This is a genomic window from Reyranella sp. (assembly GCF_965227665.1).
GTDB lineage: Bacteria > Pseudomonadota > Alphaproteobacteria > Reyranellales > Reyranellaceae > Reyranella.
The window spans coordinates 1,668,292-1,683,049 of record NZ_OZ245767.1 but is presented as its reverse complement, the minus strand read 5'-3'; the positions used below and the strand labels follow the sequence as shown (position 1 = coordinate 1,683,049).

General features: G+C 66.9%; 14 protein-coding genes. 7 read left to right on the top strand and 7 right to left on the bottom strand.

The window, feature by feature from the left end:
- Window positions 1–44: 44 nt before the first annotated feature.
- From ACO07I_RS08060 to ACO07I_RS08040, 5 genes are all read right to left on the bottom strand, one after another.
- The gene (locus tag ACO07I_RS08060) at window positions 45–932 is read right to left on the bottom strand and encodes a 50S ribosomal protein L11 methyltransferase (RefSeq protein ID WP_422016084.1); all 888 of its coding nucleotides are present in this window, start codon (window positions 930–932) and stop codon (window positions 45–47) included.
- A complete protein-coding gene (locus tag ACO07I_RS08055; protein ID WP_422016082.1) occupies window positions 929–1,951 on the bottom strand; it encodes an ABC transporter ATP-binding protein in 1,023 nt (340 codons plus the stop codon). The genes ACO07I_RS08060 and ACO07I_RS08055 overlap by 4 nt, the downstream gene beginning before the upstream one ends.
- Window positions 1,948–3,630: an ABC transporter permease gene (locus ACO07I_RS08050; RefSeq protein ID WP_422016080.1), complete on the bottom strand. Its 1,683-nt coding sequence runs from the start codon at window positions 3,628–3,630 to the stop codon at window positions 1,948–1,950. The genes ACO07I_RS08055 and ACO07I_RS08050 overlap by 4 nt, the downstream gene beginning before the upstream one ends.
- Before the next feature lie 138 nt (window positions 3,631–3,768).
- On the bottom strand, window positions 3,769–5,094 hold the full coding sequence (locus ACO07I_RS08045) for an ABC transporter substrate-binding protein (protein WP_422016078.1): 1,326 nt from the start codon (window positions 5,092–5,094) through the stop codon (window positions 3,769–3,771).
- Window positions 5,095–5,119: 25 nt separating this feature from the next.
- On the bottom strand, window positions 5,120–7,411 hold the full coding sequence (locus ACO07I_RS08040; RefSeq protein WP_422016076.1) for an ATP-dependent helicase: 2,292 nt from the start codon (window positions 7,409–7,411) through the stop codon (window positions 5,120–5,122).
- A gap of 147 nt (window positions 7,412–7,558) precedes the next feature.
- On the opposite strand from ACO07I_RS08040, the gene ACO07I_RS08035 reads away from it, so the two are divergent.
- The 6 genes from ACO07I_RS08035 to ACO07I_RS08010 all read left to right on the top strand — a co-directional run bounded on the left by ACO07I_RS08035 (window position 7,559) and on the right by ACO07I_RS08010 (window position 12,624).
- A complete protein-coding gene (locus tag ACO07I_RS08035; RefSeq protein ID WP_422016074.1) occupies window positions 7,559–8,512 on the top strand; it encodes a S1C family serine protease in 954 nt (317 codons plus the stop codon).
- A gap of 81 nt (window positions 8,513–8,593) precedes the next feature.
- Entirely contained in the window at window positions 8,594–9,550 is a 957-nt protein-coding gene (locus ACO07I_RS08030; RefSeq protein ID WP_422016072.1) for an MBL fold metallo-hydrolase, read from the top strand.
- A gap of 24 nt (window positions 9,551–9,574) precedes the next feature.
- Window positions 9,575–11,161, top strand: coding sequence for an FAD-dependent oxidoreductase (locus ACO07I_RS08025; protein WP_422016070.1), 1,587 nt, complete (start codon window positions 9,575–9,577; stop codon window positions 11,159–11,161).
- A gap of 11 nt (window positions 11,162–11,172) precedes the next feature.
- The gene (locus ACO07I_RS08020) at window positions 11,173–11,391 is read left to right on the top strand and encodes a DUF2783 domain-containing protein (RefSeq protein WP_422016068.1); all 219 of its coding nucleotides are present in this window, start codon (window positions 11,173–11,175) and stop codon (window positions 11,389–11,391) included.
- Window positions 11,388–12,143 (top strand): SDR family NAD(P)-dependent oxidoreductase, encoded by a 756-nt coding sequence (locus ACO07I_RS08015; protein WP_422016066.1) that lies wholly within the window; start codon window positions 11,388–11,390, stop codon window positions 12,141–12,143. Before ACO07I_RS08020 ends, ACO07I_RS08015 begins: the two co-directional genes overlap by 4 nt.
- The gene (locus ACO07I_RS08010; protein WP_422016064.1) at window positions 12,133–12,624 is read left to right on the top strand and encodes a GNAT family N-acetyltransferase; all 492 of its coding nucleotides are present in this window, start codon (window positions 12,133–12,135) and stop codon (window positions 12,622–12,624) included. The genes ACO07I_RS08015 and ACO07I_RS08010 overlap by 11 nt, the downstream gene beginning before the upstream one ends.
- Window positions 12,625–12,893: 269 nt before the next feature.
- Here ACO07I_RS08010 and ACO07I_RS08005 read toward each other — a convergent pair whose 3' ends face one another.
- Window positions 12,894–13,409, bottom strand: coding sequence for a thioesterase family protein (locus ACO07I_RS08005; RefSeq protein WP_422016060.1), 516 nt, complete (start codon window positions 13,407–13,409; stop codon window positions 12,894–12,896).
- An 8-nt stretch (window positions 13,410–13,417) separates the two neighbouring features.
- The gene (locus ACO07I_RS08000; protein ID WP_422016058.1) at window positions 13,418–13,909 is read right to left on the bottom strand and encodes a thioesterase family protein; all 492 of its coding nucleotides are present in this window, start codon (window positions 13,907–13,909) and stop codon (window positions 13,418–13,420) included.
- A gap of 89 nt (window positions 13,910–13,998) precedes the next feature.
- Between ACO07I_RS08000 and ACO07I_RS07995 the strand changes: the two genes are divergently transcribed.
- The gene (locus ACO07I_RS07995; RefSeq protein ID WP_422016056.1) at window positions 13,999–14,742 is read left to right on the top strand and encodes an SDR family NAD(P)-dependent oxidoreductase; all 744 of its coding nucleotides are present in this window, start codon (window positions 13,999–14,001) and stop codon (window positions 14,740–14,742) included.
- Window positions 14,743–14,758 lie beyond the last annotated feature (16 nt).

Here is a 14,758-nt window from a genome sequence, read left to right as displayed (position 1 = left end):
TAAGCGTAAGAGGGCCGGCGGAAGCCGGCCCTTTCGTTTTGCCCTCAGCTGCGGCGTAAAACCAGGCTGCGCCACCAGGCGCCGCCGGTCTCGAGATCGACACGGCGCTCGAAGGTGAAGCCTTCTTTTTCGTATCCGGCCAGAATGCCGGCCGCCTGCTCGACCAGCAGGCCGCTCAGCAGCACGCGCCCGCCGGGACGCACCGCCGCGCCGAATTCCGCCGCGAGATCGAGCAACGGCGCCGCCAGGATGTTCGCCACGATCAGGTCATAGGGGGCGCGGGCCGAGAGTTCTTTGGCCTGCAGTCCTGGGGAGACGAAGAAGGAGCAGAGCTCGGCGACGCCGTTCAGCGCTGCGTTCTCCTGAGCGACCTCGACCGCCTCGGCATCGTTGTCGCCACCGGTCACCGGCCGCTTCCACAGCTTCGCCATGGCGATGGCGAGAATGCCACTGCCGCAGCCCACGTCCACGGCATTGACCGTCTCCGCCGGGTCTAGGGTCGCCAGCATTTCGAGACAGCCGCGCGTCGTGGCGTGCGTGCCGGTGCCGAAGGCCAGGCCGGCATCGATGCGCAACGGCAGCAGCCCTTCGGGCCGCCCGTCGGTCACATGCGAGGGGTGTACCCAGAAGGGGCCGACGGCGAAGGGCCGGAAGGAGCGCTGATTTTCGGCCACCCAGTCGATGTCGGGCAGCTCTTCCCAGGCCCAGCGGGGCACGTCGAGCCCGAGGGCTCGGGCCGCGGCCTCGATAGCCGCCTCGACCAGCGCCTCGTCGCCCTCGCCGAAAATGTCGATTCGCCACGGCCCGTCACGCGATACCTCACAGCTCGCGACGATGAAGCCTTCCTCGCCCAGCCGCTCTTCCAGAAGGATTTCCCAATCGGCGCGCTGCGCCGCCGGCGCGACGAAGCCGGCCTTGCGTACCTTGTTCATGCCGGAAGGAAGAGCATGCGTTGGGGGGGCAAGTCCACGCCGACCTGATCGCCCACGTCGCGCAATTCACTGCCGGACTGGAACGGCGTCTCGATCAGCACCTCGCCGTCGCCGATGCGCACGGCATAGCGGACGGTGGCACCCAGGAATTCGCGATGCGTGACCGGCCCGCGCAGGGCGGCGCCTTCGGGGGACGTCAGCGCGGCGTGCTGCGGGCGAAAGACCAGGCGCTTGCCGGCGGGGATCGACAGGCCGCACCGCTCGTCGAGGATGTTGGCCGAACCCAGGAAATTGGCGACGAACAGATTGGCCGGGTTCTCGTAGAGTTCCATCGGTGTGCCGACCTGCTGGACCTTGCCCGCATCCAGCACGGCGATCCGGTCGCAGATCGTGTTGGCCTCCTCCTGGTCGTGGGTCACGAAAATCGTGGTGAGACCGAGGCGCTGCTGCAGCGCGCGCAGCTCGCGGCGCACGCTGACCCGCATCTTGGCGTCGAGGTTGGACAGCGGCTCGTCGAGCAGCAGCACCTTGGGCTCGATGGCGATGGTGCGCGCCACCGCCACGCGCTGCTGCTGCCCGCCCGACAGCTGCGCCGGCCGGCGCTCGGCAAAGGCCGACAGGCCGACCAGGTCGAGCGCCTGCGAAACCCGTCGGTCGATCTCGGCGCGCGGCAGGCGCCGCTCCTCGAGCCCGAAGGCCACGTTCTTGGCCACCGTCATGTGCGGCCACAGCGCATAGCTCTGGAACACCATGCCGACGTCGCGTTTCCACGGCGGCAGCGGAGCCACATCTTGGCCATCGAGCAGCACCTTGCCGGTCTGCGCCTGGGCGAAGCCTGCGATCAGGCGCAGCAGGGTGGTCTTGCCGCAGCCCGAGGGGCCGAGGAACGCGAAGAATTCGCCGGGCCGGATCGACAGGGCGACATCCTTCAGTACGTGGGTCGCGCCATATGAGAGATTGACGCCCGTAATCTCGATCCCCACGGCACGAGCCGGCTTCGACAGGGTCATGTTCGTCATATATCCATGCCCCGGGCCCGTTGCGAGCGATCGACCGCGAGTTGCGACAGTCCCATGCAGACCGCGACGATGAGCACGGCGATCACGCCGAGGGCGGCGCCGGCGCCGCGTCCCGCCGGCGTCTGCATCAGCACGTAGAGCCCGTAGGCCAGAGGGGCGTCAGAGTTGGACTGCACCAGGATCAGCACGGCCGACAATTCGACGGCGGCCGTGGCGAAGCTGGTGACAAAACCTGCCAGCAGACCGCCGGTCATCAGCGGGATCACGACCCGTCGCACCGTGCGCGCCTTGGTGGCGCCGAGATTCTCCGCCGCTTCCTCGAGCGACACCGAGATCTGCTGCAGGGCCGCATAGGCCGCGCGCAGCGCGTAGGGCAGGCGGCGGATGGCGATGGCCAGCACGATCATGATCCAGAGGGTGGCGAGCGGCGTGCCGTCGGGCAGGCTCACACCATAGAAGGCGCGCAGATAGCCGATGCCCAGCACGACGCCGGGCACCGCGAGCGCGGTGCTGGCGGCCCAGTCGAGCCACTGCCGTCCCGGTAGGCGCGTGCGCAGGACGAGATAGGCGATGGCGCCCCCGATCACGACGTCGATGGTGGCGGCGAGACCGGCATAGAGCAGCGTGTTCTTGATGTAGACCGAGCTGTCGCCCAGCACGCGCGTATAGTGGGCAAGCGTGTAGCCGTCGGGCAGGGGGCTGAACGACCAGACCGTGGCGAAGGACAGCAGCACCAACCCGACATGCGGCGCCAGCACCAGCGCCAGGATCAGGATCACGACGGCGTAGGCCAGCGCCTGCTCGCGCGGCTTCAGTTTACGCCGGGCCAGGCCACCGCCGCCGCGCTGGGTCGTGGCGTAGTCCTTGCCCTTCATGACCAGCGCGGTGGCCCACATGGTCGCCACCGCAACGAGGATCAGCACGACCGAGATCACGTAGCCCATCGGATCGTCGATGCCGATCGAGGTGATGCGCAGATAGGCCTGCGGCGCCAGCATCTCCTTGACGTTGAGCAGCAGCGGCGTCGCTACATCGTCGAACACCTTCACAAACACGAGGCTGGCGCCGGCGATGTAGCCGGGCAGGGCCAGCGGCAGGGCGATGCGGCGGAACAGGCGCAGCCCGTGCGAACCCAGGTTCTGCGCGGCCTCCTCCATGCTGCGGTCGATGTTGCGCAGCGCCGCCGAGAGGTTGACCAGGATGAACGGGAAGTAGTGGATCGCCTGCAGGAAGATGACGCCGTTCAGCCCTTCCATGAAGCCGATCTTGAAGTCGAACCATTCATCGAGCAGCAGGTTCACCGAGCCGTTGCGGCCGAACAGCAACTGCATCGCCACCGCGCCGACGAAGGGCGGCATGATCAGCGGCAGGAAGCCCAGCGTCTGCACCAGCATGGCGCCGCGGAACTCGAAGCGAGTCGTCAGATAGGCGAGGGGAAGCGCGAGCGCCGAGGCCCAGACAACGGTCATTCCCGACACGTAGACCGAGTTCCAGAACGACCGCACGAACAGGTCGGTGCGCCCGAAGTCGAGGAAATTCACGAGCGTGAGCCCGCCGCCGCCCTTCTCGGTGAAGGCGACATAGACCACGGTCGCCACCGGCACGATCAGGAAGATGCCGAGGAACAGCGCGATGGCCAGCGCCAGTGCGATCTGCCCGGGAGAGCGAATCGAAGTCATTCGCTTCGACCATCAACGAAAGAAAGGTCCTTCGCTGCGCTCAGGATGACAGCGTTTTTTGCATCAACGCACTGCGCTAGGCACAGAAAAATTGTCATCCTGAGCGCAGCGAAGGACCCTTGAATCATATCCGACGCACTAGCGCGCCAGCTTCAGCGCCTCGTCGGCCTTGGCCTTGGCGGCAGCGTACTTCTCCTTCGCGAAGGCGGCCCATTGCTGTTCCAGCTCGGCCTGGCGCGCAGACTTCTCCTTACCGCCGGTGAAGGCCGCCCTGATCTCGGGCGAGGCGGCCTGCGCCGCGGTGATCGGCATGGCGGCGATCAGGTCGCGCGCTTCCTTGGCCAGCGCGCGCGCCTGAGCGTTGTCCTTTTTCTTCAGCGCCGCATCGACCTCGTGCAGCACCTTGGTGACGGCCTTCAGCGGCTCGAGCTGGAAGGTAATGAGCTGGTCGAACAGCGTGTCGACGGCCGCCGTGCGGCCTTCCGACAGCTCGGCGTTGAAAGTGAGCAGGCCTTGGAGGTTCTTGTCCTTGAAGGGATTGGGGTAGTCGGCCGGCGCTTTGGCATACGTCTCGGGACGCACCGGCAGGCGGCGGATCGTCGGCTCGAGCAGGACTTCCTGGCCCGCGGGCGAGAGCAGGAACTCGATGAAGGCCTCGGCGCCCGCCTTGTTCGGCGCGTTGGCGACGACGGCGACGTTGGCCGGCACCAAGGTCGTCACCGACGGATAGACGAACTTCACCGGGAAGCCCGCACCCTGCGAGGAGAAGGCGAAGAAATCGATCACGATGCCGTAGCCGACCTGGCCCGAGTTCACGGCCTCCGGCACGCCGAACGAGCGATCGGTGACGGTGCGCAGGTTGCCGGCGATGTCCTTGGTCGTGCGCCAACCCTTGTCCCAGCCTTCGCCCTGCAGGATCGTCTCGATTGTGAGATGCGTCGTGCCCGAGCGCGACGGCGCCGAGATCGACACATGGTCGAAGTAGGGCGCCTGCGCCAGGTCCTGCCACTCCTTGGGTGTCGGCAGCTTGTTGGCCTTCACGTAGCGCTCGTTCCACATGATGCCATAGCCCGAGGCCGCGAAGCCGGAATAGAAGCCGTCCTTGTCGTTGACCGGATAGGAGCCGACCTTCTCGGCGATGCCGGTGGCCTTGGGCTTGTACGGGCTGAGCAGCTTCTTGCCCTTCAGCACCTCGAAGGCGTCGGGCGCGGAGGCCCAGAAGAGATCGACCTGATTGTTGCCCTTGGTCTCCTCGATGAACTTCACGCCGGCATTGGTATTGCGGTTCTGCACTTCCAGCGTGGCGCCCGGCACGGCCTTCTCGAAAGCCTTCTTGATCGGGTCGGTGACGTCCTTGGAGAAGGACGTGACCACGGTCACCTTGCCGGTCTGCGCGAAGCCGGCGCCGGAGGCGAGCACGACGCCCAGGGCGGAGCCGAGGGCAAGGGCGGAGCGGCGGAACATGGGGTTTCTCTCCTGCGGTTCTTGGTCAGGCGGCTTCGATGAAACTGTCGAGCACCTTCTTGGGGCCGGCTTTTTCGAATTCTATGTCGAGTTTGTTACCGTCGACGGCGACGATGAGGCCGTAGCCGAATTTCTGGTGGAAAACGCGCTGGCCGATGCTGAGATCGACCCGGTCGCCCTCCGTCGCGCGTCGATCGTCGATCGTCTCGTCGCGATAGCGGCCGCGGCGGCCGGGAACGCCCAGGCTCTCATACTCGAAGCCGCTGGCCTGGTCGCGCAGGCCACCATGGTGACCCGCCGAATAGGTGGCGTAGAGGCCGGCATCGCTGCTCTGCGCCAGCTGGGCGGGCGGCAATTCGCGCAGGAAGCGCGACGGGATGGCGGCCTGCCACTGGTTGAACACGCGGCGGTTGGCGGCAAAGGAGACATAGGCCCGCTTGCGCGCCCGCGTCAGGCCGACATAGGCCAGTCGGCGCTCCTCCTCGAGGCCGGCCTGGCCCTTGTCGTCGAGCGCGCGCTGGTTGGGGAACAGGCCTTCCTCCCAGCCCGGCAGGAAGACCGTGTCGAATTCGAGCCCCTTGGCGGCATGCAGGGTCATCACGCTCACCATGTCGGTGTCGTCGCGCGATGCCATGTCGGTGAGCAGCGCCACATGTTCCATGAACGCCTGCAGCGAATCGAATTCCTGCAGGGCGTTGACGAGCTCTTTCAGGTTCTCCAGCCGGCCTTCCGCCTCGGGCGAGCGGTCGAGGCGCAGCATGTCGGTGTAGCCGGATTCGTCGAGCATGGTTTCGACCACCTCGACATGGCTCATGCCGTCGAGCATCGCCCGCCAGCGCTCGAAATTGCGGATCAGGTCTCCCAGCGACTTGCGCGGGCGCGCTTTCAGCTCGTCGGTCTCGAGCGCCCGCCGCGTCGCCTCGAACAGCGAGATCTTCTGCGTGCGCTGGATCAGCCGCAGAGTGCGCAGGGCCGATTCGCCGAGGCCGCGGCGCGGCGTGTTGTAGATGCGCTCGAAGGCCAGGTCGTCGTCGTGCTGGATGATGACGCGGCAATAGGCCAGCGCGTCGCGGATCTCCTGCCGCTCGTAGAAGCGCGGCCCACCGATCACGCGATAGGGCAGGCCCATGGTGATGAAGCGTTCCTCGAACTCGCGGGTCTGGAAGCCGGCGCGCACCAGGATCGCGATCTGCGCGAGCTTGTGCTTGTCGCGCTGCAGCGCCTCGATCTCCTCGCCGATGGTGCGCGCTTCCTCGTCGCCGTCCCAGACGCCGCGCAGCGAGATGCGCTCGCCTTCCTTGGTGTCGGTCCACAGCGTCTTCCCGAGGCGTCCCTCGTTATGGGAGATCAGGTGCGAGGCGGCGGCCAGAATGTGCGGCGTCGAACGGTAGTTGCGCTCAAGCCGGACGATGGTGGCGCCGGGGAAATCCTTCTCGAAGCGCAGGATGTTGCCCACCTCGGCACCGCGCCAGCCATAGATCGACTGGTCGTCGTCGCCGACGCAGCAGACGTTTTGCGTGCCCTGCGCCAGCAGCCTCAGCCAGAGATACTGGGCGACGTTGGTGTCCTGGTATTCGTCGACCAGGATGTGGCGGAAGCGGCCGTGGTAGATCGCCAGGATATCGGGGTGCTTCTGCCAGAGGGTCACGCAGTGCATCACCAGGTCGCCGAAATCGACGGCGTTCACCTCGGCGAGGCGCTCCTGATACTGGCGGTAGATGTCGGCGGCCTTGCCGTTGGCGAAGTCGCCGGCCTCGGCGCCCGACACCTTGTCCGGCGTCAGCGCCCGATCCTTCCAGCGCTGGATGATCCCGGACAGGATCCGCGCCGGCCATTTCTTGTCGTCGATCCCCTCGGCCTGCAGCAGCTGCTTGATCAGCCGCGTCTGGTCGTCCGTGTCGAGGATGGTGAAATTGCTCTTCAGCCCGATCAGCTCGGCATGCCGGCGCAGCACGCGCACACCGATCGCGTGGAAGGTGCCCAGCCACATCCCATCCGCCGCGCCGCCGATCAGCTTCGCCACGCGGTCGAGCATTTCGCGGGCCGCCTTGTTGGTGAAGGTGACCGCCAGGACCTGCGATGTCCGGGCCTGGCCGGTGAGCAGCAGATGGGCGATGCGGGTGGTGAGCACGCGGGTCTTGCCGGTGCCGGCGCCGGCCAGGACCAGCAAAGGGCCGCCGGCATGGGTGACCGCCTGGCGCTGCTCGTCGTTCAGACCTTCGAGATGGGCGGTGGACGTGACGGCCCGCCGCGCCGGCACGGGATCGGCCGGAACGGGGTCATCGGTGATTTCGAACGGATCGGCGGAGGGCGCCATGAACCGTCATATAGCAATCGCGATGGCGGACGCCTATCTTTGAGACTGTGGACGCGCGTGGTGCGCGGCGGAGGTGAGCGGATGGCCCGAGGGTTGAACGGTTCCGCAAACGGGGCGGGCCATTGGCCTCCCCCCGGCGATGAGGGTGTGGTTGCCCGCACCCCCGGCGGCGGCTCGAACCTGCCGCCTGCGGTCGCGGCGGCGCTGGCTGCCGTGGTCGGCGTCAGGACCACCATTCCGGAAAGTCGCCGCTCCGCCCAGACTTTGGGCACGGAGCGTGAAGGTCACGGCATCGTGGTCGACGATGCGGGCCTCGTCCTCACCATCGGCTATCTCATCATGGAAGCCGACACGGTGACGATCACCGATATCGAGGGCAACGAGACAGCCGCGCACATCGTCGGCTACGACTATGAGAGCGGCTTCGGCCTCGTGCGGACCGAGAGTGCGGTCCCGCTGAAGCCGATGCCGTTCGGCGACTCCGATTCTCTCATTCTGCGGGGCGAGGCCTATGTCGCGGGCCTGGGCGGCGAAAAGGCGGCGCTCAAGGTCAAGATCGCCGGTCGGCGCGAGTTCGCAGGCTACTGGGAGTATCTGCTCGACAGCGCCATCTTCACCGTGCCGGCCTATCCGCTGTGGGGCGGCTCGGCCCTGATCGGCCAGGACGGCGCGCTTCTCGGGGTCGGCTCGCTGCTGGTGCAGGAGGCGCTGGGCCCGGGTTCGCCAGCCTTTCCCGGCAACATGTACGTGCCGATCAACCGGCTGAAGCCGATTTTCGAGGAGCTGGTCTCCACGGGCCGCTTGTCGACGCCGCCGCGCCCTTGGCTGGGCCTCTACACGGTCGAGCATATGGGCCAGCTCGTGGTCGGTGGCATTTCCGACGGCGGTCCCGCCGACCGCGCGGGCCTGCAACGCGGCGACATCCTGCATGCGCTGAACGGCGAGGTCCTCGACGATGTCGGCGACTTCTATCGCAAGCTCTGGGCGATCGGCCCGGCCGGCTCCGTGGTGAAGCTCCGCATGGAGCGCGACGGCGACGCGTTCGATGTGAGCGTTCGCACCGGCGATCGCTCGACCTATCACAAATACGGCAGCGACTGACCCGCCTGTGAATAGCCACGCTTTGACTCCGGCCCCGCCCGCTGCATAGGTTCCGGTCAAGCGACAACGGGGGAGACATCGATGGCCAAGGCGTTCGCCTCGCAGGCGGATATGACGGACAAGAAGATCACCTTCAGCCGTCTGTCCGAACACGCCTATGCCTTCACCGCAGAGGGCGACCCCAATACCGGCATCGTGATCGGCGACGACTCGGTCATGGTGATCGATGCGCAGGCGACGCCGAAGATGGCGGAGCAGGTGATCGAGCGGATCCGCACCGTCACCGACAAGCCGATCAAGTACGTGGTGCTGTCGCACTATCATGCCGTGCGCGTGCTGGGCGCCAGCGGCTACAGTCCCGAGCACATCATCTGCAGCGAAGCGACGCGTGACATGATCGTCGAGCGTGGCGCGCAGGACTACAAGTCGGAGCTTCAGCGCTTCCCGCGCCTGTTCCAGGCGGCGGAAACGATTCCGGGCCTGACCTGGCCCACCATCACCTTTTCGGACCGCATGACCCTGTGGCTGGGCAAGCTGCAGGTCGACATCATCCATGCCGGCCGCGGCCATACCAAGGGCGACACGATCGTCTGGCTCCCGGAGGAGCGCACCCTGTTCAGCGGCGATCTCGTCGAATATGGCGCCACGCCCTATTGCGGCGATGCGCACTACAAGGACTGGCCGGCGACCCTGCAGAAGCTTCGCGACCTCAAGGCCGAGGCGCTGGTGCCGGGCCGCGGCGACGCGCTGATCGGCGAGGGCGCGGTCGAGGAGGGCATCGCCGGAACCCAGGCGTTCCTCAGCGACCTCTACAAGGTCGTGGAGAAGAGCGCCGAGGCCGGCGACTCGCTGAAGGTAGCCTACGACAAGGCGATGGCCGCACTGCAGCCGCGCTACGGCAACTGGGTCATCTTCGAGCACTGCATGCCGTTCGACGTCAGCCGCGCCTACGACGAGGCCAAGGGCCTCGACCATCCGCGCATCTGGACCGCCGAACGCGACATCGAGATGTGGGCGGCGCTGGAAAAGGCCGAGTGACGCTGCTTTCCGTGGCGCGCTCCCATGAGCTCCTACACCTATCGACACTACGAGTACCGGAAGCCGTCTGAACTCGACGGTCGGAGCGCGCGCCGGCCGGTCGTGATCGTCGGCGCCGGCATGGCCGGGCCGACGCTGGCCTTGGCGCTCGCCCGGCGTGGCGTGCCGTCGGTCGTGCTCGACGAGGACGATACGGTGAGCCTCGGCAGCCGCTCGATCTGCCAGGCCAAGCACAGTCTCGAAACCTGGGATCGCTTCGGCGTCGCGAGCCGCATGGTCGAAAAGGGCATCACCTGGGAACAGGGCGAGCTCTATCTCCACGACAAGCCGGTCTTCCGCTTCAACCTGCAGCCCGAACCCGGCCACAAGTTCCCGGCCTTCGTGAACCTGCAGCAGTACTATGTGGAGGAGTATCTCTTCGAACGCTGCCTCGCCGAGCCCCTGGTCGAGATGCGGTTCCGCAACAAGGTCGTTGCCGTAACGCCGGCCGCTGATGGCGTTGCGGTTGAGGTCGAGACGCCGGACGGGCGCTACGCGCTCGACGCCGAGTGGCTGGTCGCCTGCGACGGCGTGCGCAGCACGGTGCGGCACCTGATGGACCTGCCCTATCCCGGCGAGGTCTTCCACGACCGCTTCCTGATCTCCGACATCCGGCTGCTGAGCGAGCTGCCCAAGGAACGGCGCTTCTGGTTCTACCCGCCGTTCCATCCGACCAATTCCGTGCTGCTGCACCGCCAGGCCGACAACGTACTGCGCGTCGATTTCCAGCTCGGTCCCGATGCCGACCCTGAGGAAGAGAAGAAGCCGGAGAACATCGACCGGCGCCTGCGCCAGATGTTCGGTCCCGAGGCGCGCTGGGAGCATGAGTGGACCAGCGTCTATACCTTCACCTGCCGCATGATGGAGCGCTTCGTCCACGGCCGGGTGATCTTCGCCGGCGATGCCGCGCACGTCGTCTCGCCATTCGGCGCGCGCGGCGGCAACGCTGCCATCGCCGATGTCGACAATCTCGCCTGGAAGCTGGCGATGGTGCTGGGCAGGACGGCGCCGGTGTCGCTGCTCGACAGCTACTGCAGCGAACGGCGCGCGGCGGCGCAGGAGAACATCCTGAACTCGACGCGCAGCACCGACTTCATCACGCCCAAGTTCACCGCCTCGCGCGCCTTCCGCGACGCCACGCTCGCGCTGGCGCGCGATTTTCCCTTTGCCCGCTCGCTGATCAACAGCGGCCGGCTCTCGGTGCCGACCGCGCAGCCGGATTCGCCGCTCGACACGCCGGACGGCGATACCGACTGGGTCCGTGGACCGGGGCCCGGCCGGGCGATGCTCGACGCGCCGGTGGGGCGGGACGGCAGCGGCTGGCTGCTCGATCGACTGGGTCCGGACTTCACGGTTCTGACCTTCGGCGAGGCGGAGGTGCCGACCGCCGATCTGCTGCCCGGGGTGACCTGCGTGCGCATTGCGGGCGACGGGCTCGCCCGCCAGCGCTACGATGCGCAGCCCGGCACCACCTACCTGATTCGGCCGGACCGCTATGTCGCGGCGCGCTGGCGCCACTTCGACGCGGCGGCGATCGCGGCTTCGTTCAGGCGGGCCACGGGCAACGGCTGAAGGAGATCGCGATGGCCGAGATCACGACCGGCGCCCTGCGCCGTACGCTAAACCTCGCGCGGCCCGACGATGTCTACAACGCCATCGTCGATGCGCATCGCGGGCTCGATGACGAACAGTGCCGCGCCTTCGACGCGCGGCTGATCCTCCTGCTGGCGAACCATGTGGGCGACGAGGCGGTGCTGCGCGAGGCGCTGAGGGCCGCGCGCGAGACGATGGAGGAGACATGAAGGACACGCTCACCGGCCGGCTAGCGCTGGTCACCGGTGCGGGCCGCGGCAACGGCGCCGCCATCGCGCGCGGTCTCGCCGCGGCAGGGGCACGCGTCATCGTCACCGACGTCGATCTCGAAGCGGCGCGCTCCATCGCCGACAGCATCGTCAAGGCGGGTGGCGAGGCGCGCGGCCATGCGCTCGACGTCACCGATGCGGAGAGCTGCACGAAGCTGGCGCAGGACGTCTCGCTGCTGGTCGGCCCGATCAGCATCCTGGTGAACAATGCCGGCATCTTCCTGCGCGGCGGCCTGACCGAACCGGACGGCCGGGCGCGCTGGGAACGTACGATGGAGGTGAACGTCCAGGGACCGTTCAATGTCACCATGGCCTTCGTGGAGCAGCTCAAGCACACCAAGGGCAGCATCGTGAACATTGCCTCGATCAACTCGTTCGTCGCGCCTGCCGGCAGCGGCGTCTATCCAGTGTCGAAAGGCGCCCTGGCCCAGTTCACGCGGGCGCTCGCGACCGAGTTGGCACCCGACGGCGTTCGGGTGAACGCGCTGGCGCCGGGCATCATCGCCACCGCGATGACGGAGGTGACTCGCGCCGATCCGAAGAAGCTGGACGGCTTCCTCGCCCATGTGCCGATGAAGCGCGTGGGCCAGCCCGAGGAGCTGGCCGGGCCGGTGGTGTTCCTCTGTTCGGAGGCGGCGAGCTACATCACCGGCGCCGTCCTGCCGGTCGATGGAGGATATCTTGCCGTCTGATCTTCAAGAGCTCGTCGTGCGGCCGGCCACGGTCGCGGACGTCGACACGCTGCATCGTTTCTCGGTCGATCTCGCGACCTACGAGGACGAGCCGGACGCCGTCGGCTCGACGCCCGAGACGCTGGCACGCGACGGCTTCGGCGAAAACCCGCAATTCGCCGCCCTGATCGCGAAGCGCGGTTCCACGCCGGTGGGCTTCGTCCTCTACACGTTCAACTATTCCGTCTGGACCGCGGCACGGGGCATCTTCATCGAGGACATCTGGGTGGTGCCGGAGGAACGTCGCGGTGGTGTCGCCCGCGCCCTGATGCAGGGGCTTGCCCGCGAATGCGAAGCCAAGGGCTACAAGCGCATCGACCTCAACGTGCTCGACTGGAACCCAGCGCGCGGCTTCTACGAGCGCTTGGGCTATCGCTGGATCCGCAACTGGCTGCCCTACCGCCTCAGCGGCGAGGCCCTGTCGAAGCTTGCGGGCAAGTAGAGACTCCGAGCGCGACCGAATCAGACCTCGAACCTCGCCCTGATGAGCGGTCCGCAGGAGCGCGTCTCGAAGGGCGGGCACGAGCACTACGTCTGCTGCGCATCCCTCGAGACGGTCCTTCGGGGTCCATGCGCGATCTCTGCGGTATCCAGCTACCGCATTTCCGCCCGGTCAGGTTCGTTTCGACTGTTTCGGTTATTTCGGTTATTTCGTTTAAGCGCAACTTCGGAGGGGCAGGCGAGGTGAGGCCGGGATCACCTCGCCAACCGTCATCGCTTGGTGAGCCCCATGACGCGGCCGGCCTTGGCCGGCTTGGGCAGGACCTTGTGGGTCTCCCAAAGTGCGTCGAGGCGCTCGGTCACCGGCACCGGCCAGGGGCCGGAACGTCGCGTCTCGTAGTTGATGTTCATCAGGATGGTCTCATTGGTCGCCGCCAGATAATCCTGCTCGGCATGGTACATCTCATGGAAGAGATGGACCTTCTTGGCGTCGCGCGCGAGCAGCTGGGTGGTGAAGCGCAGCGGCGCACCCTCGCGCAGCTCGCGGTCGTAGGTGACGTGGGTCTCCAGCACGAAGGTCATGCCGAGCTTGCCGTCGACGTAGCGGCGGCCCAATCCCATGTTGCGCATGAACGCTCCGGAGGCCTGGTCGAAGGCGGTGACATAGAAGGCCACGTTCATGTGGCCGTTCCAGTCGACCCATTCCGGAAGGACGGTGGAGCGGTGGGTGTCGAGCGGAGCGCGGGTGATCAGTTCGGGAAGTTCGTACGGCAGGGACTGAAGCATGGACGCTGTTACTTCTTCTTGATTCCGATGAGGCGGCCGGCCTGGGCCGGGCGGGGGAGGGCGGCGTGGGCCGCGGCGAGCTTCTCGATGCGCTCCATGGCGAAGTCGGGCCACGGGGCCGAGCGGCGGGTCTGATAGTCGATGTTCATCAGCATGAGTTCGTTGGTGGCGGCGAGATAGCCTTCCGTCGCATGATACATCATGTGGATGTAGTGGATGCGCTTGGCGTCGTGGTCGAGGATCTGCGTGGTGATGCGCAGCTCGTCGCCTTCCTTGACCTCGCGATCGTAGGTCACGTGCGCTTCGAGCACGAAGGTCATGCCGATCTTGTCGCGCGTATATTCCCAGCCGCAGGCGAATTGCTGGCAGAGCGTGTCGGTCGCCTTGTCGAACGCCACGACGTAGTAGCCCACGTTCATGTGGCCGTTCCAGTCGATCCAGTCGGGCAGCACGGTGGCGCGATGCCGGTCCAGCGGCGCCGTGAGGTCGAGATCGATCATGGGGTATGGAGCTAATTTCATGCGATCGACCGTAGCGAAGGGGCCTTAGGCACCGCAAGTTCCGTGCAACGGCGTTGCGAGGAGCGAACATGGCGAAGAAGACGAAGGCGGTGGTGCTGGGCGTGGGCGCCGAGCGCGGCCTGGGCGCGGCCGCGAGCCGCCGCTTTGCGAAAGAGGGCTATCACGTGCTGGTGGCCGGTCGTACCGGAGCCAAGATCGAAAAGGTCGTGCAGGGCATCCGCGAGGCCGGCGGCTCGGCGACGGCGGTGGTGGTCGACGGCACGAAGGAAGACCAGGTCGTCGCGCTGTTCGACAAGGCGATGGCTGACGACGCCGACGGCGCGCCGGCCGACCTGCTGGTCTTCAACATGGGCAACAACGCCGCCGTCGATTTCCGCGAGATGACGGCGCAGCATTTCGAGGACTCCTGGCGGGTCGGCTGCTTCGCCGGCTTCCTGTTCGGCCGGGAAGCCATGCGCCGGCTGGCGCCGCTCGGCCGCGGCACCGTGATCTTCACCGGTGCCTCGGGCTCGCTGCGCGGCCGGCCGCGCTTCGCCGCCTTCAATGCGACCAAGGGCGGTCTCCGGTTGATGGTGCAGTCGATGGCGCGCGAGTTCGGGCCGCAGGGCATCCATGTCGCGCACGCCATCATCGACGGTGGCATCGAGGGCGAACGGCTGCTCTCGCGCATGCCCGACCGTGTCGAGAAGGCCGGGCCGGACGGCCTGCTGAACATCGATGCGATCGCCGACAGCTACTGGCACCTGCACCGCCAGCACCGCAGCGCCTGGACGCACGAGATCGACCTGCGCCCCTACAAGGAGCCGTTCTGACGAGCGTCTTTTCAAC